The sequence below is a fragment of the Chryseobacterium sp. G0162 genome (genome assembly GCF_003815715.1).
Lineage (GTDB): Bacteria > Bacteroidota > Bacteroidia > Flavobacteriales > Weeksellaceae > Chryseobacterium.
Genome location: NZ_CP033922.1, coordinates 464,515 through 488,728 on the forward strand (window position 1 = coordinate 464,515; position 24,214 = coordinate 488,728).

Genomic DNA, 24,214 nt, shown 5'->3' on the forward strand with positions numbered 1-24,214 from the left:
CTGAATTTTTGTATAAATTAAGATTTAAAACGGAGCTTCCCGAATTTACAATATTACATTTTCTTTAAATCATCTTTCAATATAAACTCATCATGATTCTTTAATTACCTATTTTATCGAAAAAATCATAAATATCTTCTTCTCCCGGAATATTCAGTCTTTTCCTAATCCTGTATTTTTTTTGTTGAACAGATCTGTGTTGAACAAAGGTATAATCTGCAATTTCTTTAGATGAAAAATGAAGTTTCAGCATGGCACAAAATGACAGTTCAGAATTCTCAAGATCTGGATTGATCTTTAAAAGGGTGTTTATAAAATCCGGATACAGTTCTTTAAACTTCATCAGAAATGAGGAATCATTTCTTCTGGCAAGCTCATTAACATCTTCCAGCATTTTTATTTTAACATGGTTTTTCAATTCCTCGGTTTCTTCCTTTAAAGCTTTCTTTTTTAACTTCTGAGACTGAATAGTTTTCTGAACAAATATTCCTGAGACTGTAAGTATCGTGATGGATAAGGCAATGGCTAAAGGTAAATCACTTCTATGCCAGTCGGTTTCCGGCTTCATTTCAGAGATGAAGCTTTCTGTTGCTTTATTCATGGTATTTAATCGGGCTACATCCAGACGTCCCTCCTCTTCCATATATTTTTTAAGGTAATAATAAGCTTTACCGCCATCATCTTTCTTTTTATAAAGTTCTGCGAGAGATTTGTACACATTATTGATATGCGAAGAATAAGTACGTCTTGTTTTTATATTAATTTCCAGTGCTTTTTTAAGCGCTTTTTCTGCCTGGTCATTATTATTAATTTCATTATAATAATATCCCATGGTATAGTATACCCAGAGAGATTCTGCATCGCTTGTTTTTTGACTGAACATCTTTTCTTCTGACCTTATAATATAGACTCCTGCAGAATCCGGCTGATGTCTGAACAGATAATACTGGGCTACCATACAGTTGCTATATGCTGAGTTTTCTAATTCATTCCCTTTCAGAAAAGATTTCAGTGATGTTCCATACCAGCCTTTCCATGCATATTGAATCCCTTTATTGATGAATAGTCTGGAAAAAAGCTTTTTTTTAAGCTCAGAATCCTTTGCTTCTTTCAGGTATAAGAATGCTTTGTTATTACATGCTATAGCTTTATCATATAATTTAAGATGAGAATAATATTGGCTATAATCATCATAAAATGCAGCTTTATGGAAACTATTGGGGGAATTTTCCAGGTCTTTTTTCGCTTTATTAAAAAAAAACAGTGCATTTTCATAGTTTCCTGCAGATACATTTACCTCTGCCATATTAAGGTAACAAAGGCCTATTCCTTCTTTATACCCCATTTTGGTGGCCTTTTTCAAATATTCAATATTGAGTTCAATAAGTGCTTCATATTCTCCGGAAAGCTGCAGATCTGAACTTTTATTGATCAAAGCCACATCAAAGGCTTCCTTCTCTTTATCCTGCGGATCTGTACTACAGGAAACCATATACAACAGCAGACTTATGCTTATAACACAAATCATCATCTTTCGTAAGATTATTGTATATGTTTTATTTTTTTTAATAACGATCGATTTTTAATTTCTCTCTTTCTGCCCACTTCAATTCCCATATTTACCCATCACTTAATGGATTCATAAAACGATCTTCAAATTGATATTTTTACCAATCCATTTTATAAATATACATAATTTATATCATCAATTTTCATATAAAATCATAATCTCCCACAGATCCTAAGGTGAAAAATAATACCGATTTATTTCTTACTATAAGACAGGTTAAAACGAAACATTTTACACTTTAATTCCACTTAAATGATGAATTTTATTCCATTTTTATTTAAAACCAATATAACCTCACTCTAATCAATTTATGCAGTTAAAGAAAATTAACTCTACCTTTATCATCCAAAAAATTAATCATGAATATAATATATCGAAAACTTTTATCCCATGAGAGCACCCTATACCGAAACATCCGGCTGGAAAGCCTAGAACAGTTCCCCGACTCTTTTGAAACCAGTTATCAGGAAGCGCTGAATACAAAGAAACTCAGAATGGAAATTGATATTGAAAATCAAACTCCTGAAAAGTTTGTCTTTGGAGCTTTTGCAGATCATACCCTTATTGGCCTTTGTACTTTTGTTAAAAATGAAGACAATTCCGGAAATATCTACCAGATGTATGTAAAAAAGGGGTTTCAGGGAAAAAGCATAGGTTCCGGCTTAGTACAATCAGTTATTCAGGAAGCCAAAAAGAAATTTACCATCACTGAAATAGCCTTAGAAGTCGCTCCTAAAAATCACTCTGCTTACCAGCTATACAAAAAGAATGGGTTTAAAGAAATTAATGATAAAAATGATACGAACACTTCCCATATTATTGTCATGAAATACATTGTATAAAACAAAAAAGAACTACAAAAATGTAGTTCTTTTTATTGGTGACCCGGCTGGGATTCGAACCCAGGACCCATACATTAAAAGTGTATTGCTCTACCAGCTGAGCTACCGAGTCGGCCCCTTACTTTTTCAAGTAAATCCCTTTATTTAAGGGACTGCAAAGATAGAAAAATATCCTTTGAATCCAAGTCTTCTAAAGCTTTTTTATCTAAAATTTCGCTATTCTCCATTAGAAGGACCAATACTGTTTTTACTGTCTTAAATAAAGCCTACCATACAAGAGACTGATAAATAAATGTTTATCAATAAAATGCAACATGAAAATTTTTCATGTCGCATTGTAATAATTTTACTGTTTTAACATATTAGGAACATGTTTTTACCATGATTACCAAAGAAGCGGGGCTTTGTCTCCATTTTTATTTTCAGCGTAATAAAGAGAAGGAAGAACCTGAGCAAGATAGGTAAATTCACTATAGCAATGTTCCATCAGTCCGAATCCTACTTCATCCGATAACGGGTTTTCACTGTCTGCTATTAATGCTCCAAGATAAAAATGACTTCTCAATGTACATCCTTGTCCCGTATCTCTGACTACATGGAACATATAACCATCAATAGGATCACCATTGGTATCTATAAGAGTATCTTTACCAAAACCTATTCTAGCATAAACCACCGCACTCACTGCTTTATCAGCATAGGCTTGCTTTAAAATATCAGCATCAAAAATCTCTGCCGGATCGTGGAATTTTATCGTCGCAGGTACAGGTGGAATATCCCCTAAAGACTCTGTAGCATGTATGGTAGCCCCAATATAATTTTCATTTTTGATCCATTTTCTGTCCCAACCGCCATGTTCCACATGGTCATGAGGATGCCATAGTTTAAGATCTGCTGTTGTTTCAAAATACTTGAACCACCAATCCAGCATTTTTCCTTTGCAGTTATGCAGAACATTTCTCATTGCAATATGGAGCATTCCGTTCTCGAGTCTCCTGATCCCAGCTTCAAGGGCTATGGGTTTAGGAGATAAAAGTGTATTAATATCCCTGAACATTAGTTCTTCAGTTTCCTTTGTTGGTTTCATACTTGATATTTTAATTACATTATCTGAACTTTCAATCGAACAGCCGGGAAGCAGGTTGAAATTATTTTGATTCTTTCACCATGCACTTCTTACCCCTTTGATTGTTGTACAAATTTAACTCAGTAGGATACTCAGGTTATTGTACTATTTCCTAATCGATCTGTACAATTTGGAAATGTTTTGTCATAAGATTACCAATCTCATGTATAAAGCATAAAATGAATTTAAAAAGATGAAAATCTAACTGCTTTTACAAACAGGCATTACGTTTCTTGAATTCCTCAGGAGTTTGTCCTGTTTGTTTTTTATAAAACCGGGAAAAATAAGCCGGATCATCAAAATGAAGATCAAATGCAATTTCTTTTATTGTGAGCTCTCCGGAAATCAACATCCTATCTGCCTCTACAACTACTCGTTCATGCAGTAGTTGAGTAAGGGTCTTATTCATTTTTTCCTTTAGAATCTGGTTGATTCTTTTTTCGCTCACCCCTATTTTTGAAGCGTAAAATTCTGCCTTCCGTTCAATTTTGTAATGTTCATCCATCAGCATAATGAACTGATAAACTCTTTTCTGATGGATATCCTGGTTTAAAAAATAGTGTTGACTGGCACGGATTAAATTCAGGAGAAAGACTTTCAGTAAGGATTTTAAAACCAAATAGCTACCCCTTGAATTCTGGTATTCTTTTTCAATCAATATACTGAGGTACTGAAGTATTTCTACAACATCCTCATCCAAATGAAGGCTGGTATACTGCCCATGTATATTGAAAAGATTGAAAACATCCAGTGCAAATTCTTTATTGTCTTCTTCCAGATAGTCCCTTTTGAAAGCAATCACACATCCCTTCTTTCCTTCAAAATTTATTTTTTCAGAACGATATAGAGGAATAAGATATATACAGTGACCATTATTTATCGAATTGCGATCATTTCTAAACCACATCATTTCAAAAAGATGGGTCCGTTGAGAACTCTCCATATAGGTATCCGGGCAGTTTTGGAATTCAAAAAAGGTAAATTTCGATGGATCGATCTGATGAATGAATTTCATATCCGCGTTCAATTTATAATGTTATACAAATATACGGGACTACAAGATTGGAATAAAACAATAAAGAACTACTGAAACAATAGTTCTTTATTATTGATAAAAGATTTAATATCACATTATTTAATCACTGTAGCTTTGAAAGAAAAAGATGAACCCCCGGCAGAGCCGGCGTCATATACATAAACAGTTATGGTATTTGCAGAAGTTACTTTAGGGGTAAAGATTGGCGGATAATCTCCTGCTGGAATATTACCTGTTGGGTTTACAATAACTGCATCTCCTACCGCAGCTCCATTGACTGTAATTGTAAATGACCCAGCATTACCCGCAGCCGGCATTGTTGCAGTCGCAGTTCCTGTTAACAGTTGTGCCCCGCCACTACTTGGTGCAGCCCAGGTTCCATCACCTCTAAGATAAGTCGAAGAACTTGCAGTACCTGAAGTTGTAGATATCTTGGCGACTGTAACAGAGGCATCTGCAATCTTAGTTGTAGTTATTTTATTAGCTCCAATAGTTAATACTCCGGAAGTATTTATTGTGGCGTCCCCACTCATATTTACAGGAGTTCCCGGTGCAAAAGGTGCAGCTGAATTAGTCAAAATAATTTGTCCGCCGGCTGTTCCATTAGAAAAACCAGCCCCAGTAACTCCTATTAATCCCTGAGCGCCTACAGGTCCCGTTGGACCCGTAATTCCCTGAATACCTTGTATCCCTTGAGCACCTGTGGCACCAGTAGCGCCTATTAATCCTTGAGCACCTACAGGACCCGTTGGGCCGGTAACTCCCTGAATACCTTGTATCCCCTGAGCGCCAGTGACACCGGTAGCTCCAATTAATCCCTGGGCTCCTACAGCTCCTGTTGGACCCGTAATTCCCTGAATACCTTGTATCCCCTGAGCACCTGTGGCACCAGTAGCTCCAATTAATCCCTGGGCTCCTACAGCTCCTGTTGGACCCGTAATTCCCTGAATACCTTGTATCCCCTGAGCACCTGTGCCACCAGTAGCGCCTATTAATCCTTGAGCACCTACAGGACCCGTTGGGCCGGTAACTCCCTGAATACCCTGTATCCCCTGAGCGCCAGTGGCACCAGTAGCACCTATTAATCCTTGAGCACCTACAGGTCCTGTTGGACCGGTAACTCCCTGAATACCTTGAGGGCCAGGAATAGAACTTCCTGAAGTTTTCGCATATAAAGCATAAGGAACACTTAATAATTGAGATATTCCTGTTATGGTATAATTATTTGCTCCATTAGGATCTGTTTCTATTTTTATAAAGTAAATATCGGATCCCCAATTAATTGTGGAATACGAGCCACTAACCAAGGTACCTGCACCAATTCTTACAGTTACTAAACCATTAATATTGGTAGATTGAGTTTGAGTTTCTGAGTATACTACAGTTCCAGTTGTTGAGCCTTTCAATATAGAAAACTTCATTCCTACATTCTGGTTACTTACCAATTGATTACTTGAATTTCTAATAATAGCCTGGTAGCTCATTGCATCCTGCACTTGCGAGAACATTACAGCAGAAGCTAAAGAGGCTGCTAGAATGGAAAGCTTTTTCATAGGTAATTAGTTTTATAGTTTATTTGTTTTTTATAACCTTAAAAATTTTGATATTTTTTCCCTCTCTTGATATTTTTAATAAATAAACCGAAGCAGGATAAGACGTCATTGTAATTTGAGTTTGTGGTTGAGTGATAGGCTGACTTGTCAGTAATTTACCACTGCTATCAAAAAGCTCATAGCGATATTTATTGTAATCTTTAAATCCCACTTTCAAATTAAGAATATCTGTTGTCGGATTGGGGAAAATATTGAGACTCAAATTGATTTCAGTAATGTCAACTCCTAATGTAGGCACAATTTCATAAGACTGCTGAACACCAGCGGCAATACTTCCTGCAGGAGAAGATATTGTTTCATAAAAGCTTTGACCAACAGTAGCTGTGACATTGCCCGTACTACCAGACATATTATTACCACTGGTATTTAAAGTTTCCTGTGCAGAAATCTGAATAGAGAAGCTAATAAGAAACAATGAAAGTGTAAAAAATGTAGTTTTCATATCACATTGATGTATATGTTTATTAGTTATTCAAATATATAACTATATTATGACAACTATATTAATATATGATTAAAAATATAAATATACCAATAGTGATATAGCCTATTCTTTACTCATTTTATCATTAATAGTTTCTACATTTTATTTTTGATTCTTAAAACAACTATATAAGTTCTTTTAAATAATCTCTATTTTGCCTTACAGAAGGACAGTCTGGTCTTGAAAGAGCTGCTTTTTCATTGTATTCATTAGCTTTTTTATATTCTCCTAAAAAAGATAAACAGACACAAGCTTCAACATTAGGAATATATCCAAAGTAATCAGAAAATACAAAACCTACTGAATGAGATATTGGTAATCTTGTCGCCATATCAAACCATTTAAAAGCCTGATGATAATCTTGCTTATCTTTATAATAATAGCCTAATTCACAACAGATTTCCGGTCTAGGAATATCATATTCAAAACTTTTTAGTAAAGTGGGCAGAACTTTTTCTTTGATGTTATTATTTTTATATTCAATGGCTAATTGATGGCAACAGCTAATCACATCTTCTATCCAGCCTGCTCCGGATGCTAAAAATTTTTCAAAAAAAGTTATTGCTTTAGCTGTTTCATTGTGGTCTTTCAATTCTCTTGCATAGTAATACAGCTGTCTTGCAGAAAACTCTTTTCCACTTTGCTCTAAAGCTCTATATATATCAATATTTCTTGTTGATATGACTCCGGATTCTGCTTTTTTATGCCAAATTTCAATATCAGTATAGTGTATATTGCCCACTAAAGGGATACATTCGTGAACAGGGTCAATCCATTGATAATTTTTGTTTTTTTTGAATAATCTTTCACGGGTGGAATAAAAAGCTGGATGACCATTTTGATCAAATGACAAAACGTATTTCATAGTAACAATCTCAACATCACCATTCAGTCTTTTCTTCAATTCATTAATTTCCTTAACTGATTTTTCAGGTATAACATCATCTGCGTCTAGCCACATCTGATAGTCCATAACCGCTTTAGAGAATGCAAAATTACGTGCAGCCGAAAAATCACTAATCCACTCAAAATCAAAAATTTTATCTGTAAATTTTCCAGCAATTTCTTTAGTTTTATCGGTAGATCCTGTATCTACAACAATAATTTCATCTGCAAATCTTACTGCACTTTCCAAACATCTGCTTAAAACTTTTTCCTCATTTTTAACAATTAAGCACAAACTTATTTTCATGGACTTCTAGTAATTTTTATGGATATAAATATACTAGTATTAATTGTAGATATTAATGAATAGGAATTCTTATTGAAAATAGCACTCTAAACTCTTGAAATATACTCCAAAGCATCTGTCTGTATTCAGGATGATACATATCAAAGAGATAAAAACAAATAATAAGAGGAAGTAAAAATGTATATGTTCACCAAAATAATTGACCAAACAAAAAAAGAACTACTGAAACAGTAGTTCTTTGTATTGGTGACCCGGCTGGGATTCGAACCCAGGACCCATACATTAAAAGTGTATTGCTCTACCAGCTGAGCTACCGAGTCGGTCACTTACTTTTTCAAGTAAATATTTTTCTTAAATAAAAACTACTAAAACAGGAGTTTTTTTGTTTGTGACCCGGCTGGGATTCGAACCCAGGACCCATACATTAAAAGTGTATTGCTCTACCAGCTGAGCTACCGAGTCGGCCACTTACTTTTTCAAGTAAATATTTTTCTTAAATAAAAACCACTAAAACAGGAGTTTTTTTGTTTGTGACCCGGCTGGGATTCGAACCCAGGACCCATACATTAAAAGTGTATTGCTCTACCAGCTGAGCTACCGAGTCGGCCACTTACTTTTTTAAGTAAATCCCTTTGTTTAAGGGACTGCAAAGATAGAAAAATCTCTTTTAAATCCAAGATTTATAACGCTTTTTTATCATAAAATTTTGCTCCTAACCGGCAAATATCTGTTTATAAATTAATTATGAAAATTATTTTTTTTCAAAAAAATACAATATGGTACTGCTTATTGAAATCGCTGGCAATTTCTATTAGGATCTGTATCGATTAAGACCCCAATAAAATCCACTTTATTCTCTTTTCTATTACTGTTCATTGGATTTCTTATAAAGATGTTCTATTTTTGAACAAAATGGTCATAGAGATTCATGATGGGTTTAGTTTTCCAACAAAATAAACCTTTATCAATCATAGCTTTCTGCTTTATAAGTCAATATTTATGAAATTAATTACTCCCAACAGATTAGTTGATGGTGATAAAGTGGCAAGCATTTCCATGTCATGGGGTGCTGCCGGCGAACTGCCACACCGATATTTAAAAGGTAAAAAACGACTGAATCAGGTTTTTAATCTGGAAGTTACCGAAACTAAACATGCACTACAATCTGCGCAATGGATCTATAAAAATCCGGAAGCGAGAGCTAATGACCTTATGGAAGCATTTTCAGATCCTGCCATAAAAGCCATTATCTCAAATATTGGTGGAGATGACAGTATACGGATGCTGAAATACATTGATCTTGATATCATTAAAAATAATCCTAAAATATTTCTTGGGTTTTCCGACAGTACTATTACCCATTTCATATGCCTCAAAGCAGGTCTAAGCTCATTTTACGGTACTTCCCTATTGGTTGGTTTTGCAGAAAATGTAATGATGCATGATTACCAAATCAATGATATCAGACAAACACTGTTCTCTCCTTCTATTATTGGACAAATTCATCCGAACCCAGAAGGCTGGACTACTGAATTCCTCGATTGGTTTGATGTTTCCTTACAGGAAATAAAAAGAAAACTGACCCCACCATCAGGCTGGCGTTTTATCAGAGGAAATTCTATCGTTCAGGGACCATTGATTGGTGGTTGTATGGAAGTATTGGAAATGCTTAAAGGAACCGAATATTGGCCAGATGCCGAAGTCTGGAAAAACTGCATCCTGTTTTTTGAAACATCAGAAGGGAAGCCACACCCTGATTATTTCAGATACTGGCTTCGGAATTATGCCGCAACCGGAATTCTGAAAAATGCCAAAGGAATTATTTTCGGAAGACCTTATGACAATCTGTATGCTGAAGAATATGAAATAGAATTATTAAAAGTATTAGATGAAGAGGGCTTATATGATTTACCCGTCATTACACAAATGGATTTTGGCCACACCTGCCCTACTTTTACCATTCCTTATGGAAGATTGGCAGAAATTAATTGTGTAGATAAGACTTTTTCTATATTGGAAAGCGGAGTTCTGTAAAGGCTTATTTTTTATAAAACAGTTTCGACGGGCCAAAGGCCCGCCGAAACTTCTTAATTTAGAATCTCACGCAGATTTCACAGATTACGCAGATTTTTAATCTTCATTACATGATAGGTTTATATTCTACTATTATCCAAATCATTTTTAAATAATAAAATACCTAATAATTTGTAACATTAGTGCCTAAACTCCTTCTGCTGATATTCAAAAAGCGACACAATAGTATCTACCAATTCTTTCCCATGATGTTTTTCAACCAAATATAACGCAGCATCTATTCCTGCTGTTATTCCCGCTGTAGTAATCAACTGGTCCTGATCGACAAAACGCACATTTCTTTTCACCGTACTCTTCGGGTTATGTTGCTCTAAAGTATCCAGCAACATAGAATGGGTCGTAATTTCATGATGATCTAAAATGCCCGTTTTAGATAAATGCATACTTCCTGTACAGACAGTGAAAACAGTAGTTCCCTTATGATACAAATCTTTTACCCATTGCATCACCGTTTTCTGAAAGCCATCATCCTGCAGATATTCCATCACACGGTCCGGATTGGCACCCGGTATGACAATCATATCCGGTTGGGGAGCTGTTTGTATAGTATATGTTGGAATGATTGCCATCGTATTTGCTTCCATAAATACGGCGTCTTTAGTTTTTCCAACAGTATAACAGTTATAGCTTCCTTCAGCGATTACATTCGCCTTAATAAATACATCCAATGGACCATTCAGATCAAGGGCTTCTACCTGATCATAAATCAGAAATGCTACATTCATTGTCTTGTTCTTTTGTTGATTCATATAATATTCTAAAAAATTAATAGTTTAAATAAGGGCACAGTTTTCCTCGCTGACCATTGATTATCAGCTTTAAAAATTAAAAAAGTAAAAGAATTACATTGTTTCTTTAGATGTTTTCCGGTATTGTGACGGAGAAATAAAGAGATATTTCAAAAATAACCGCCGAAGAGAAACTACAGTACCAAAACCACACTTTTCAGCAATCATATCGATACTCATTTCTGTATATTCCAACATATTTTTAGCCTGATCCAGTCTCATTTTTTCAAGAAACTTACCGGGAGTCATTCCTGATTCTTTCAAAAATACTCTGGAGAAATTACGGACACTCATATGTACAGATTCTGCCATAAATTCTATACTGATGACCTGCCCGAGCTTATCTTTAAGCAAATCCCTGATTTCCTTGGTGAGCGGAGACAATGTTCCATAATCGGAAATAGCATTTCCAAACTGAGACTGCACTCCAGGTCTTTTTAAATGCAAAACGAGATGTTTTGCCACCTCAGAAGCTATTGGTTTTCCAAAATCTTCTTCCAATAAAGCTAGTGCCAGATCTATTCCGGAAGAAACGCCTCCTGAAGTGTATATTCCCTGATCACAGATAAAAAAAGGATTGATATTGACGTTCAGATCAGGATAAGTCCGCTGTAGAATATCAGCATATTTCCAGTGGGTTGTCACTTGTTTTCCCGTCAGCAACCCAGCTTTCGCTAAAATAAATGCACCTACACATACTGATCCTAACCGTCTTACTTCTCCCATTATATTTTGTAAATAACCATAAATTTCAGGATTAACGGCATCTAATGTGCTCAAATCAGTACCCGCAACCAACAAAGTATCTATCGGAAAATCTATATCATAAATGGTATAACTGCAGATTAAAGGAATTCCCGAACCGGAATAAATTATTTTATCTGAAGTGCCGGATATCAGACGGACCTGATATTTTAAACCATATTGGGTATCCGTCAAAAAGAAATTGGCTGCTGTGAATACATCGCAGGGACCGGCAACATCCAACAACTGGACCTGGGGCAAGACCAAAATTGCTATATTTTTTATTCCTGAATATTTTCCTGCATTTTCCATGTATCAATCTGTATACTACAAATGTACTGAGAATGATACATGGCTGCAATGACAAATAACAGACAGTTTCGGCCATTTTATGTTTTTACCTTCCTGAACAAAAAAAGAGACTGCCTTAAAAGACAGTCTCAGCACTCTCACTATAAAATTAGCTAATAAGCTATACTTTTAAACTAAATATTTATGCAGGAGATAACCTGCGGGATTTCAAATAAAGTGCGGTACGGTTCAGATAGGGAAAAAGAATAATCAACAGTAAAACACCTGCTAACAGCCAGACCATCATTTCGTAATAATCCATAGCAAAACGTACATGATTCTGAACATTTAATCTTCCTACCAATAATTTATTGGAAGCTTTTACCGCATGGTCCTCAAGCATACCTTTCGCAGTAAGTTTAGAGGTTTGTTTATGAAGGAAGTCTTTTACAAAAGGATCAACCGCCGTTATATGATCCTGAAAGGCATTGTAGTGACGGCTTTTTTCGAAAAGTTCAAAAAAATTGATCAATGCGATACTGGCACAGAAGCCAAAATAACGGATCGCTAATGCTGTTGCAGCAGCAGATGGACCAATAGAAGCAGGAACTGATGATATAATGAAAATAATCGTTGGAACCATAATTAATCCCACCCCTAATCCTTGAAGAAATAATGGTATATAATAATTGAATTCATCAGCCTGTACATCAAAGGAATAATACATCAATGCATGAAACAGCAGCAACATCAAAAAGCCCGGTCCCCAGATATATTGTATTCTTTTTTTCTGTAAAACCATACAACAGGCAATGATGACTCCAACGATTAATCCAGAAAGATTAAAAACATTAATATAAGAGATATAAAACGGATCCAAATGCAGTTCTGATGCAAAAAAGCTGTTTGTAATTCCTGATGCGAAACGGCAAATGTACATGACGAAGAGAATCAACAATCCTACTTTAAAATTTCTGTATTTGAAAATCCGGAGGTCTATATAAGGTCTTTTAATCGAACGCTGACGGAAAATCGATATTCCTACCAATACAATGATGCCTATTATACTTCCTAAAATCCGGCTATCTTCCAGCCAATAATATTCCTGTCCGAAAATGGTTATATATCCTACCAACACCAAAATAATACTGAAAACCACAAAGCTCTGCCAATCCAGTTTATACAAATGAAATCTCACATTAGGTCTGTAATTCGTCATGGCCAATGTTAGAAAAATAAGACCTGGCAGATATGAAAAGATGGCAGTTTTATAAACGATATTAAAATTATAAGAGTCTATAAGGTCTGTTGTAATCAGATTATTAAAGGGTAAAGCACAGATCAGAATTCCAAAAAATACGGAAAAACTGATTTCCCGCCCTCTTTCACTGCTCAACCGGGTAAAAATGAGAGTTAATGAAAGATTGACATTCCCCGCAAACAACATTCCCTGGATAAAACGTGTAGGAAAAAGAACGTAAACTTCGCGGGTAAAGTAACATATAAGACAAGCTATAATCTGTAAAGTGGTAAATAAAAGAAAATACTCCTTCGCCGCCAGAAAACTAAAAAATCTTCTTTCCAGACAGTAAAACCCAACATATCCGGCATAGAATAATGCTACTGAAAACTGAATATCAGCAGGTTCGCTTCCGTAATATCCTGCTGCGGCATTAATATTGGTCAGCGGCAGGAAGAAGATGATAATTCCCGGTAAAGTCATGGAGAAAAGAATAATTTTCACCAGCCATTCCGGCACCCATCTTTTAAAAAAAGGCATTTGTCTTTTAGCCATTAGGAATGCTTTTTATGGGCATACACGTTCACATTCATTCCCATTTTGAGAATATCTATATCTCTTCTTTTTCCATCCACTCTGATTCTCACAGGAATACGCTGCACAATTTTCACATAGTTCCCCGTGGAGTTATCAGGCGGCAATAATGAAAAACTGGAGCCTGTAGCCGGTGATAATGAAATAATAGTTCCTTGAAATTCTTTGTCAGGATAAGAGTCTGCAACAATTTTCACCTGATCTCCAATTTTCATATCCTTGATTTGGGTTTCCTTGTAATTCGCAACCACCCATTTATCGGTTTCATTATTAACAATGAATGCCAGCGTTTCTCCCGCATCAATCATCTGCCCTACTTCAACGGTTCGTCTTCCCATTCTTCCATCATAAGAAGCAACTACTGCGGTATAGCTTACATCTAATTTATGACGGTCTAATAAAGCTTCCAGTCTTGCAATTTCAGCCTGTACCACTGTTTTTTCAGCCTGAATATCATTAATTTTAGATACAGAAGCCGCATAATTATCCTTAGACGATTGATAATCACTTTCATTCACATCCAGGGTTGCTTTCACATCTTCAAGTCTCTGTTTTGTAGCCGATTCTTCATCGTAAAGCTTTTTATAACGGTTGTAATCAAGCTGTTGTTTCCAGACTTTTGCCTTACTGGCATCTACCTGTGCCTGTGCAGCTGCAGCTTCTTTCTCTGTGGTCCCCGTATTACTCTGTAAAACTTTTAGCTGTGCACGGGCTTTCTGAAGGGCTGCCTGAGTTTGTTTTTGCTGAAGAACATACTCACGGTTATCAATCAATAAAAGAGTATCTCCTTTTTTAACTTCCTGATTTTCCTCAAATTTTACAGCCACGATGAAACCGCCAGCCCTTGAAATAACCGGATTCACATATTCCTGAATCTGAGCGTCATTGGTCTGCTCATATCTGTAATAATTTTTTAGGGTAAAACCGCCCCAAACAGCAAGTGCGGCAACGATTAAAACTGAAATCCATCCTGTGATCTTTGTGATCAGCCTATCGGTAGGGGTATATTTTTTTTTCATTGTATTATAAAACGCCTGTAATATTTTGTAGTAAATAATAATTGTTCTGTGCCATGATTTTTGCCGCTTCCAATTCAAATTTTGTCTGAAGTAGCTGGATATCCGCATCTAAAAGTTCTGTAATAAGGGAAGTCTGATTGAAGTAAGTATTTTTAATAATACGTGCATTCTCCTTAGCCTGCGCAACATTGGTTTCAGCAACCTTGATCTGTTCAAGCGCTTCCTGATACCTCAAATAAGCTTCTTTTACCTGTTGTCTTACCTTGTCTTCAGTATCTTTATGAACTTCCTCTTCTTTTTCAAATTCAAGCTTAGCCGCCTTTACTTTATTAGTATTGTGATACAGTGATGAGATCGAAAATGAAGCCTTTACCCCAACAATTCCCAATGAATACCAATATGGATTGTATGGGTAAAGGAAGATCTGCGGATTGGCGTAATAAAACTCACCATACATCCCGACTTTAGGGCTTACATTGGCTTTAACCTGTTTCAGTCTGAGCTTGCTTAATTCAGTCTGCTGTTCAGAAACATGATAATCGAATGAATGATCCAGCGCCAATTTCAGATAATCTGCATAAGTAGTATTGGCATCCCATTGATTAGAAGGGTTTTCCGGAATAACGACCTCCTCATCAGGAACTCCTAAAATAATATTCAGTTTCTGCATGGCAATCAGAATATCATTTTCAATAGTCACCAAGGTCATTTTACGTTTCGAAAGTTCAAGTTCTATTCTTAAAACATCACTTTTTAGAACTACTCCGTTTTTATATAAAGACTTAATTTCTTTAAGCTGTACCTCCTGATCTTTTATATCCTGTTTGATAAGATCCCTGAAGATTAATGTTTTCTGAAGTTCAAGATAAAGGGTTGCTGTTTTGTAATGGATATCGGAAATCGCCTGTTCTTTCTTAATTTCTTTGACTTTCTGCAAAGTTTGGTTTTCTTTGATTTTAAGATTGAGCTTATTTCCGTTGTAAATATTCAGATAAAAATCGGCTCCGACTCTGTAAAGGGTGTGGATCACCTCGTGTTGGGTAGGTTTGGAAAAAATTCCGTTTTCATAGATAGGGATGTTGGAAGCTTTTTCAGCAGATCCTTTGACTTGTATTTCCGGGAGCCGTTCTCGTTTGGCATCTTTTACTTCTGTTTCGGCAATGTCTACACTGATGGTGTTGATTTTAATATGACGGCTGTTTTCTTCAGCTCTTTGCCATGCGTCTTTTAGAGAGATTCGGATGGTATCATTTCGTGGACTGCCTGTCTGAGCTGATAAAGTGTAGGAAGCTCCCAACATCAGCAGTCCGGTGACATAAATTTTCATTTGAATTTTTCGAATTATTGCACTGCAAATTTATTGGCAATCCTGAAATTATTTTTATCTAAAATAGTCAACTTTTACATGATTCCGGCCAAATGATTATATTTGCATTTTCATCAGTATTTTAGTTTTGATATGGGATTAATTGCAGCACTTCCGGACATCGACAAACATGAGAAAAGTGTATTCGTCATGCATGAAAAATCAGAGAAACTGATTCCGTTTCATAAACATACAAAAGGGCAATTAAGCTATGTAGAAGGCGGTATTGCTTATATCACCATTGATAACAGGACATATGTGGTACCTGCAAGACATTTCTTTTGGATTCCACAGGGTATGGAACATATTCTGGAAATTGGGCATACTGCCACTGTTCTGCGTTCTCTTTATTTTTATGCTCATGATGATGTTTCAGATGCTTTTTATGGCAGACTGGGAATATATCCCGCTTCGGAACTTTTGATCCAGATGATTAAATATACGGAAATGTGGGATGAGAAACATGTCACTGATAAAGATGAAAATTTTGAGTTCTTGGTCGCATTAAAAAAGATCCTGCCTAAAACTCATAAACAGCCTCTACCTATAATTCTTCCAGCGACCCACAATAAACAAATGATGAAAATAGTCTCTTATCTTGAATGGAATATGGGAGAAAAATTGACTCTTGCTAATGTAAGCGCCCGATTTGGATTGAGTGAGCGTTCTATGTCCCGATTGTTTAAAGCAGATATGGATATTTCTTTTCTTCAATACCTGAAAACATTAAGGATCATTAAAGCTATTGAACTGCTTCTCAATACAGATAAACCTATTAACGAAATTGCTGATGATGTTGGTTACAGCTCAATTAGTGCATTTAGTGATACCTTTCATGAGTTTACCCAATCCAGACCTTCTGATCTTAGGAAAAGCAGTAAGACTTTTTAATCTTTTGAATAGTAGGATAGAACTACCATATCAATTTCCACCTTTTTTAGTTTTTAACGAACTTTGTTCTGCTGTGAATTAATTCTCCATTTTTATAGATAAAATAATCAATTCTGCTTCCTGACTTCTGCCACCATTCCCCATGAGGTAGACCATTCTCATATATTTCTATTTTAATGGGATTAATAGTTTGTTTATAATTTTTATCCCCTGACAACGATTTTATAGCGTCCATGTTTTCTGTAGAATAGAAATCTTCATTCCTATAATATTTCCAAACTCCATCTTTCATTCCATTTTTAAATACTGCAACTATGCTATATGGACTATACTCGCTCCATGATTCATTAATATTTACGATCTTATAAGTTCCATTTATGGGCGTCTGATTACTCCTTAGCAGTAATTTATCATTACAATTAGGTTTAATATAAATTGGACCTTCAAAATTGAATGATTTTTTATCCTTTACTGCTTTAATTACAGTCACTCCATCAGAAAATGATTCATTATAACGCATACAATTTCCCCAATATATTTCAGAGGAGCTCAATTGAGGGATTGAATCTACTTTAACATTAATGTTTGAGTTTGCTTTACACGAAACAAATAATGCTAATAAAAGAATATAATTAAGAAATCTCTGTACCATTAGTTGCGTTTATTTTAATTAAATCTCCTCTTTGAGAAGATGTTCTTACATCTCCAAGCATAATATCCCACTGATATTTATACAAATATATTCCAAAATCTACAGGAATAGTTACAATACTAGAATCTTTTGGGTAATCCATTACATTAAGAGTTTCACTTTTAATAAAATGATGCCTATTACTATTTTCAGTAAAGTCTACAAATGGATGATGCAAAGCTAATGAATGTCCTACCTCATGAGCAGGGACTTCTTTTGCATTTTCTTCCAGTAATGACCTTGCTAAAATTAAATATTTACTATCATAAGAAACTTGATCTACTCTTCCTTTAAAATTATTGTAAATTTCCATTCCTGAACTATCTAAACCATTATATTCAACTATAGTAAAAGGAATTAAAAAAATCAAAATTCCTCTTTCATCTTGCCCGTTTGATCTAATATATTCTCTTATTAAACCATTGATAAGATCATCAGAATTCACTCTTAAAGTAAAATCATTATATTCACTATATTGAAGTAGTGATCTCTTAATTAGATCTACCCCATTTGTTATTGAAGAAGGTGGAGAATTGAAATATGTAGCACTTCGTCAGTAATACATATGAAAATTATGTGTTTTCAGAAATTTATGAAGTAAAAAATCTTTTGTGTCTTTTGCTGTTAAAGAAAACCTCAATTTATGATCTTTATCAAACCCACTTAAAATAAAAGACTATTTTATCTTTTATTAAAAATAAATTTATACCTTTGTCCTATAAAATTCAGCTAAAATGTTTTCAAAAACCTGCGAATATGCCTTAAGAGCACTAATTTACATTGCCCAGCAATCTAAAAATGACAGCAGGGTCGGTATTAAGGATATTGCCAAAAGCATCAATTCCCCCGAACATTTTATTGCAAAAATTCTACAGGATCTGAGCAGAAAAGGATTTGTACAATCTGCAAAAGGCCCAAACGGAGGATTTTATATGGATTCTAGAAATCTGAATACCACCATTGCAGATATTGTAAGGGAAATAGATGGTGATAAATTATTTTCAGGCTGTGGGCTTGGACTTAAGCAATGCTCAGAAACTCATCCCTGTCCGCTTCATGAACAATTCAAAAGCATCAGACAGAACCTTCGCATTATGCTTGAAACCTCTAAAATACAGATGTTTGTAGATAACCTTGATTTAGAATTGACTTATCTTAAAACGTAAAAAAAATTTTAAAACAATAAAAGATAAAAAGGTCTTAATATATTTAAATTAAAAAAAATGAAGATTCATCTCAAAAACCCTTTCGTACTGATGTTATTCAGCCTTATGGCAGGAATGTTTATAACGGTCAGTTTTTTAGAAACTCCATTGAAGTTTCAGGTACAGGGAATGACCTTAACAACAGCTTTAGGGTTGGGAAAAATTATGTTTGGAATCTCTACTAACATACAATGGATATTTCTGATCTTAATTCTGATACTTATGATAGTTAGCTATAAGAACTACACCAAAACCGACTTTATGATTCTCATAGCCTTAGTCACTATACTTGCTTCAGAACATCTTTGGATGTTACCGGTTCTGAATTCAAGAGTTGATTTACTTTCATCCGGCAAACCTTTATCACCTACTCCACTGCATGATTATTTTATTTATGCTGAAGCAGGAAAAGCTGCCCTTCTGATGCTTGCCATTATATTACAATTTAAAATCCAGTCTCATGAAAACAGATCCTATTGAAAAAATGTCCGCCCATTGGCTATTAGCTAAAATTGGCAAAAAAGTACTTCGCCCAGGGGGTATTGCCCTTACTCATAAAATGTTATCAATGTTAAATATAACAATCAATGATGATGTAGTGGAATTTGCTCCCGGCCTTGGGCTGACAGCAGAAATAACTTTGAAAAAAAGACCAAAATCTTACACAGGGATTGATGCAGACGAAAATGCCATAAGTTATTTGAACAGTAAGTTTGAACAAAGTCCTGCAGTATTCCGATTGGGAAACGCAGCACTAAGCGCTCTACCTGAACAGTCTGCAGATAAAGTATACGGGGAAGCCATGCTGAGCATGCATGCGGATCACAGAAAATCTGAAATTATTCAGGAAGCTTCCAGGATTTTAGTACCTCAGGGATTTTATGCGATTCATGAACTTGCTTTAACTCCTGACAACCTCGATGAAAATGTAAAATTACAGATACAGAAAGAACTTGCCTTATCCCTAAAAGTAAACACAAGACCATTAACTGTCTCGGAATGGACCTGTTTACTAGAAAAGGAAGGCTTTCAGGTGATAAAAATAGAAACTGCTCCCATGCATCTTTTAAAGCCTCAAAGAATCATCAGTGATGAAGGATTTTCCGGATTCCTGAAAATTGCAGGGAATATCATAACGCAGCCTAAAATCCGATCCCGGATCAAACAGATCAGGAAGGCTTTTAAAAAATATGATGACTACCTCTGTGCCGTAGCTATTCTTGCTCAGAAAAAATAATTTTAAATGATATGCATTATGAAAATACAACTTTTTAATACCGGAATCATTCTGACCTTAGCCTCTATTCTCTTATCCTGCTCAAAGCCTGAAACTACACCGATTCCACAAGCAGATCCATATTCTGCACAGCAATCTTCCCAACCTGTAGAGACAGCCCCGGCACCACCCATTGCAAGTACAGTTTCTGTAGAGGAAGGCCTGAAACTAATTGAAGGAATGGATTGTCTTACCTGTCATAAAACAGATTCAAAATTAATAGGTCCATCCTATCAGGAAGTCGCTGCAAAATATACTGAAGCAGATATTGATAGGCTGGCTCAGAAAATCATTGAAGGCGGAAAAGGAAATTGGGGTGATATTCCAATGGCTCCTCATAATGGCTTGAGTAAAGACAACGCAAAACTTATGGTGAAGTATATTCTTTCATTAAAGAAGTAAAAAAAATTTAAAATAATAAAAGACAAAAAAGTATTATATTATGAACACAAAGACAGATTTTATAGGAAATATGGTAGCTGAAGACTTCAGAACTGCTGCTATTTTTAAAAGACACGGAATCGATTTCTGCTGTAAAGGCGGAAGAACAATAGAAGAAGCATGTAGCAATAAAAAGCTTAATCCGGAAAAAATTTATGAAGAGCTGGAAGCTCTCCCAAAAAATGAAGGCACTTCTATCGACTTCAATAGCTGGCCACTGGATCTTCTGGCAGATTATATCGAGAAAACACACCATCGGTATGTGGAGGAAAAAACTTCCGTTTTACAGGCTTTTCTTGATAAATTATGCAAAGTTCACGGAGGCAGACATCCGGAATTATTTGAGATCAACGCCATATTTAATGAATCTGCTCACGATCTGGCAGCTCACATGAAAAAAGAAGAACTGATCCTGTTTCCTTTTGTAAGAAATATGATAAAATCCAAAACATCCGGAAAAAACCTGCTACAACCCCCATTCGGAACAGTAGAAAATCCGGTGCATATGATGCAGCATGAACATACAGTAGAAGGAGACCGTTTCAGAAAAATAGCAGAGATTACACATGAATACACTCCTCCTGCTGATGCGTGCAATACGTATAAAGTGGCTTTTGCTATGCTCCAGGATTTTGAAAATGACCTTCACAAACATATTCATCTTGAAAATAATATTCTTTTCCCGAAAGCCATCCAATTGGAAAAAGAATTTAGTCTTGAACCTTAAAAACTGATTCCAAATGACACCTAAAAAACTTTGGAGATGGCTTGCTGTAGTAATGGTTGCTTCGTTTGCTGTCCTTATATTTTACGGAACTGAAATTTACAGGAAAATCCCTCCTATTCCTAATCAGGTCGTAAGTACCGATGGTACCGTGCTTGCTACCGGACAGGACATTAAAGACGGTCAGAATGTTTGGCAGTCTATTGGAGGTCAAACCGTGGGAAGTATATGGGGACATGGTGCCTATATTGCCCCTGACTGGACTGCTGATTACCTCCACAGAGAATCTCTTCTTCTGCTTGATGAGTTGGCTAAAAAAGATAATAAAATCTATAAAGAATTATCTGATGACGAACAGGCAAAATATCAGGTATTGCTGAAAAAGGAACTTCGCACCAATACTTTTGATGAAGGAAAAAATGCAATCATATTCTCCCCGGAAAGAGCAAAAGTACAGAAGCAGCTTTCTCAATATTACTCAAAATTATTCATGAATGATCCTTCCATGGCGCAGCTTCGTGATCAGTATGCTATTCCCAAAAATACAGTCAAAGATAGTGGAAGAATGTCTCAAATGAGTGCTTTTTTCGCCTGGAGTACATGGGTATTCATTACAGAGCGTCCCGGGGATACTGTTACCTATACCAATAACTGGCCGCACGATGAGTCTGTAGGCAATGTTCCACCACCTTCTTTACACTTATGGTCAGGATTCAGTGTATTATTACTACTGGCTTCCGTGGGGTTGTTGGTATTCTATCATGCCAGAAATAAAGAAGAAGAAATCAGTGAGGCTCTTCCTCTTGAAGACCCATTACGAAATATGAAGCCCACTCCCTCTATGAAAGCTACGCTGAAATATATCTGGGTAGTCGCATTACTGATACTGGTGCAGATGCTTGCCGGAGTCATTACCGCTCATTATGGAGTTGAAGGAAGCGGATTCTATGGAATTCCTCTGGATGAGTTTCTTCCCCAGTCGGTTTCCAGAAGCTGGCATGTACAATTAGCCATATTCTGGATTGCTACCTCCTGGTTGGCTACAGGACTTTACATAGCTCCAGCGGTATCCGGACATGAACCGAAATATCAAAAATTAGGGGTCAATGTCTTGTTTGGAGCATTATTGATTGTTGTATTAGGATCTTTAACCGGGCAATGGCTTGGGGTCATGCAAAAATTGGGACTGGTAGATAACTTCCTATGGGGCCATCAGGGATATGAATATGTAGAACTGGGAAGAATCTGGCAGATTTTATTGCTTATCGGATTGATCCTTTGGTTAGTTTTAATGGTAAGAGCCCTCCTTCCTGCCTTAAAACGTAAAGATGGCGATCATCATTTATTGCTTTTATTTACGCTTTCTTCTGTTGCTATTGCTATGTTTTATGGTGCCGGACTTATGTATGGAAGACAAACCCACATGGCGATTGCAGAATATTGGAGATGGTGGGTGGTTCACCTTTGGGTAGAAGGGTTTTTTGAAGTTTTTGCCACAGTAGTTGCTGCTTTCCTGTTTACCAGATTAGGTTTATTACGATTAAAATCGGCAACTAATGCAGTGTTATTTTCCACTATTATTTTCCTGGCAGGAGGTATTCTGGGAACATTCCATCACTTGTATTTCAGTGCAACGCCTACCGCTGTACTTGCATTAGGAGCTACTTTCAGTGCGTTGGAAATTGTACCTCTTGTATTGATTGGGTATGAAGCTTATCAGAACTACCAGCTGAGTAAATCTACCCAATGGATCAAAGCTTACAAATGGCCCATCTACTGTTTTATTGCCATGTGTTTCTGGAATTTTCTGGGAGCCGGAATCTTTGGATTCGCCATCAACCCTCCTATTGCCTTATATTATATTCAGGGATTAAACACTACTGCTGTGCACGGTCATGCCGCTCTGTTTGGAGTATATGGAATTTTAGGAATCGGATTGATGATGTTTGTACTCCGGGGGCTTTATCCTGATCGTGAATGGAATGACAAATTAATAGGCTGGGCTTTCTGGTTAACCAATATCGGATTGCTGGTGATGGTTACCATTAGTCTTCTTCCTATAGGAATTATGCAATCTGTAGCTTCTATTAAAGAAGGATATTGGTATGCGCGTTCCGCAGAGTTTATGCAAACAGATATTATGCATTTCTTACGATGGATGAGAGTTCCGGGCGATATTTTATTAGCTGCCGGAGAGCTGTTACTTGTTATTTTCATCATCGGGTTAAAATTTGGATGGTCATTGAAAGAAAAACGTTAACCCATCTTCATTAAACCTTATGGACCTGAAAATCTATAGGGTTTAATATTTTTATTTCTTCTCAAATTAAAAAGTCATGAAACGCAATGAAAATATAGTACTCCTTTCAAGAGATCATCATTCCGGACTGCTTTGCAGCTGGAAGATCAGGCAAGGAATAAAGAAAGAAATTGAATCTGAGCGAATTAAAAAGTACATTATTTATTTTTTTGAACATCATCTGGAAGATCATTTCAGAGAGGAAGAAGAAATTCTTTGTCCTTCTTTTGAGGATGAATATACAGAGCGTATCCGATCAGAACACCAACAAATAAAGATATTGATTTCTCAAATTAAAGATTCAGGAGCGCCTTATTTATTTTCTGATTTCGCAGACCTTCTTGAGCAGCATATCCGCTTTGAAGAACGGAATTGGTTTCCTCATTTAGAAAAAACGCTAGATAGTTCCGACCTGAATAAGATTGGAAAAGACCTGGATCATATTCATGTTGAGAAAAAAGAAATGTACAATGATGAATTCTGGAAATAGTTTCTATACATATCAAAAACAAAAATACTGTTTCAACATTCGAAGAAACAGCACTTTTGAAACAGTATTTTTTAATAAAACCCATTAAGGAGATAAGTTTTCAGAATGTACAAGGTAAAATCAAAGATTTTAAAAACGAAACTATAAAAACAAAATCCTTTATTCTGAAAGCCTTACCTCATCTTAATGGTTATATTT

At 35.8% G+C, this 24,214-nt stretch carries 23 protein-coding genes and 4 tRNA genes; 10 read left to right on the forward strand and 17 right to left on the reverse strand.

All coding sequences use genetic code 11. The annotated features are described in order from the left end of the window. Positions 1-100: 100 nt before the first annotated feature. Positions 101-1,531, reverse strand: coding sequence for a tetratricopeptide repeat protein (locus tag EG344_RS02225; protein ID WP_123908083.1), 1,431 nt, complete (start codon positions 1,529-1,531; stop codon positions 101-103). 398 nt (positions 1,532-1,929) lie between these two features. On the opposite strand from EG344_RS02225, the gene EG344_RS02230 reads away from it, so the two are divergent. Beyond that, positions 1,930-2,412 (forward strand): GNAT family N-acetyltransferase, encoded by a 483-nt coding sequence (locus EG344_RS02230; RefSeq protein ID WP_123908084.1) that lies wholly within the window; start codon positions 1,930-1,932, stop codon positions 2,410-2,412. A gap of 36 nt (positions 2,413-2,448) precedes the next feature. Here EG344_RS02230 and EG344_RS02235 read toward each other — a convergent pair. The 9 genes from EG344_RS02235 to EG344_RS02275 form a co-directional block, all read right to left on the reverse strand. Then, positions 2,449-2,524: transfer RNA gene (locus tag EG344_RS02235), tRNA-Lys, on the reverse strand. Positions 2,525-2,797: 273 nt separating this feature from the next. Next, positions 2,798-3,499, reverse strand: coding sequence for a DAPG hydrolase family protein (locus tag EG344_RS02240; RefSeq protein WP_185145582.1), 702 nt, complete (start codon positions 3,497-3,499; stop codon positions 2,798-2,800). A 250-nt stretch (positions 3,500-3,749) separates the two neighbouring features. Then, positions 3,750-4,553 carry a helix-turn-helix domain-containing protein gene (locus EG344_RS02245; protein ID WP_123908085.1) on the reverse strand — a complete coding sequence of 268 codons (804 nt, stop codon included), beginning with the start codon at positions 4,551-4,553 and terminating at the stop codon, positions 3,750-3,752. Positions 4,554-4,669: 116 nt separating this feature from the next. Continuing rightward, complete coding sequence (locus tag EG344_RS02250) at positions 4,670-6,127, reverse strand: collagen-like protein (RefSeq protein ID WP_123908086.1); 1,458 nt, start codon at positions 6,125-6,127, stop codon at positions 4,670-4,672. Positions 6,128-6,146: 19 nt separating this feature from the next. Further along, positions 6,147-6,629 (reverse strand): T9SS type A sorting domain-containing protein, encoded by a 483-nt coding sequence (locus tag EG344_RS02255; RefSeq protein ID WP_123908087.1) that lies wholly within the window; start codon positions 6,627-6,629, stop codon positions 6,147-6,149. Positions 6,630-6,795: 166 nt separating this feature from the next. Next, a complete protein-coding gene (locus tag EG344_RS02260) occupies positions 6,796-7,863 on the reverse strand; it encodes a glycosyltransferase family 2 protein (RefSeq protein WP_123908088.1) in 1,068 nt (355 codons plus the stop codon). Between the two features lie 244 nt (positions 7,864-8,107). Beyond that, a tRNA-Lys gene (locus EG344_RS02265) sits at positions 8,108-8,183 on the reverse strand. Between the two features lie 69 nt (positions 8,184-8,252). Further along, positions 8,253-8,325: transfer RNA gene (locus EG344_RS02270), tRNA-Lys, on the reverse strand. Between the two features lie 69 nt (positions 8,326-8,394). Then, positions 8,395-8,467 (reverse strand) — tRNA-Lys (locus EG344_RS02275). A 395-nt stretch (positions 8,468-8,862) separates the two neighbouring features. Between EG344_RS02275 and EG344_RS02280 the strand changes: the two genes are divergently transcribed. Then, on the forward strand, positions 8,863-9,897 hold the full coding sequence (locus tag EG344_RS02280) for a S66 peptidase family protein (protein ID WP_123908089.1): 1,035 nt from the start codon (positions 8,863-8,865) through the stop codon (positions 9,895-9,897). Positions 9,898-10,076: 179 nt separating this feature from the next. On the opposite strand, the gene EG344_RS02285 is transcribed toward EG344_RS02280, so the two are convergent. From EG344_RS02285 to EG344_RS02305, 5 genes are all read right to left on the reverse strand, one after another. Continuing rightward, complete coding sequence (locus tag EG344_RS02285; protein WP_228412840.1) at positions 10,077-10,682, reverse strand: DJ-1/PfpI family protein; 606 nt, start codon at positions 10,680-10,682, stop codon at positions 10,077-10,079. A 117-nt stretch (positions 10,683-10,799) separates the two neighbouring features. Next, positions 10,800-11,801, reverse strand: coding sequence for a GlxA family transcriptional regulator (locus EG344_RS02290; protein WP_123908091.1), 1,002 nt, complete (start codon positions 11,799-11,801; stop codon positions 10,800-10,802). 181 nt (positions 11,802-11,982) lie between these two features. Next, a complete protein-coding gene (locus EG344_RS02295) occupies positions 11,983-13,575 on the reverse strand; it encodes a beta-carotene 15,15'-monooxygenase (RefSeq protein ID WP_123908092.1) in 1,593 nt (530 codons plus the stop codon). Next, positions 13,575-14,633 (reverse strand): HlyD family secretion protein, encoded by a 1,059-nt coding sequence (locus tag EG344_RS02300; RefSeq protein WP_123908093.1) that lies wholly within the window; start codon positions 14,631-14,633, stop codon positions 13,575-13,577. The genes EG344_RS02295 and EG344_RS02300 overlap by 1 nt, the downstream gene beginning before the upstream one ends. Positions 14,634-14,637: 4 nt before the next feature. Beyond that, positions 14,638-15,960 carry a TolC family protein gene (locus EG344_RS02305; protein ID WP_123908094.1) on the reverse strand — a complete coding sequence of 441 codons (1,323 nt, stop codon included), beginning with the start codon at positions 15,958-15,960 and terminating at the stop codon, positions 14,638-14,640. Between the two features lie 132 nt (positions 15,961-16,092). Here EG344_RS02305 and EG344_RS02310 point away from each other — a divergent pair, with 132 nt between their 5' ends. Then, a complete protein-coding gene (locus EG344_RS02310; RefSeq protein ID WP_123911740.1) occupies positions 16,093-16,890 on the forward strand; it encodes an AraC family transcriptional regulator in 798 nt (265 codons plus the stop codon). A gap of 46 nt (positions 16,891-16,936) precedes the next feature. Here EG344_RS02310 and EG344_RS02315 read toward each other — a convergent pair whose 3' ends face one another. Both EG344_RS02315 and EG344_RS02320 read right to left on the reverse strand, forming a co-directional pair. Then, entirely contained in the window at positions 16,937-17,542 is a 606-nt protein-coding gene (locus EG344_RS02315) for a hypothetical protein (RefSeq protein WP_123908095.1), read from the reverse strand. After that, complete coding sequence (locus EG344_RS02320) at positions 17,523-18,026, reverse strand: hypothetical protein (RefSeq protein ID WP_123908096.1); 504 nt, start codon at positions 18,024-18,026, stop codon at positions 17,523-17,525. Before EG344_RS02320 ends, EG344_RS02315 begins: the two co-directional genes overlap by 20 nt. Positions 18,027-18,315: 289 nt before the next feature. On the opposite strand from EG344_RS02320, the gene EG344_RS02325 reads away from it, so the two are divergent. The 7 genes from EG344_RS02325 (at position 18,316) to EG344_RS02355 (ending at position 24,016) form a co-directional block, all read left to right on the forward strand. Continuing rightward, entirely contained in the window at positions 18,316-18,747 is a 432-nt protein-coding gene (locus EG344_RS02325) for an RrF2 family transcriptional regulator (protein ID WP_123908097.1), read from the forward strand. A gap of 57 nt (positions 18,748-18,804) precedes the next feature. Beyond that, positions 18,805-19,266 (forward strand): hypothetical protein, encoded by a 462-nt coding sequence (locus tag EG344_RS02330; protein ID WP_123908098.1) that lies wholly within the window; start codon positions 18,805-18,807, stop codon positions 19,264-19,266. Continuing rightward, positions 19,247-20,023 carry a class I SAM-dependent methyltransferase gene (locus tag EG344_RS02335; RefSeq protein WP_123908099.1) on the forward strand — a complete coding sequence of 259 codons (777 nt, stop codon included), beginning with the start codon at positions 19,247-19,249 and terminating at the stop codon, positions 20,021-20,023. The genes EG344_RS02330 and EG344_RS02335 overlap by 20 nt, the downstream gene beginning before the upstream one ends. Positions 20,024-20,041: 18 nt before the next feature. Further along, positions 20,042-20,464, forward strand: coding sequence for a c-type cytochrome (locus EG344_RS02340; protein WP_123908100.1), 423 nt, complete (start codon positions 20,042-20,044; stop codon positions 20,462-20,464). A 40-nt stretch (positions 20,465-20,504) separates the two neighbouring features. After that, positions 20,505-21,230: an iron-sulfur cluster repair di-iron protein gene (gene ric / locus EG344_RS02345; protein ID WP_123908101.1), complete on the forward strand. Its 726-nt coding sequence runs from the start codon at positions 20,505-20,507 to the stop codon at positions 21,228-21,230. A 13-nt stretch (positions 21,231-21,243) separates the two neighbouring features. Further along, positions 21,244-23,487, forward strand: a complete 2,244-nt coding sequence (locus EG344_RS02350) for a nitric-oxide reductase large subunit (RefSeq protein ID WP_123908102.1) — start codon at positions 21,244-21,246, stop codon at positions 23,485-23,487. A gap of 76 nt (positions 23,488-23,563) precedes the next feature. After that, positions 23,564-24,016: a hemerythrin domain-containing protein gene (locus EG344_RS02355; RefSeq protein WP_123908103.1), complete on the forward strand. Its 453-nt coding sequence runs from the start codon at positions 23,564-23,566 to the stop codon at positions 24,014-24,016. Positions 24,017-24,214: the final 198 nt, after the last annotated feature.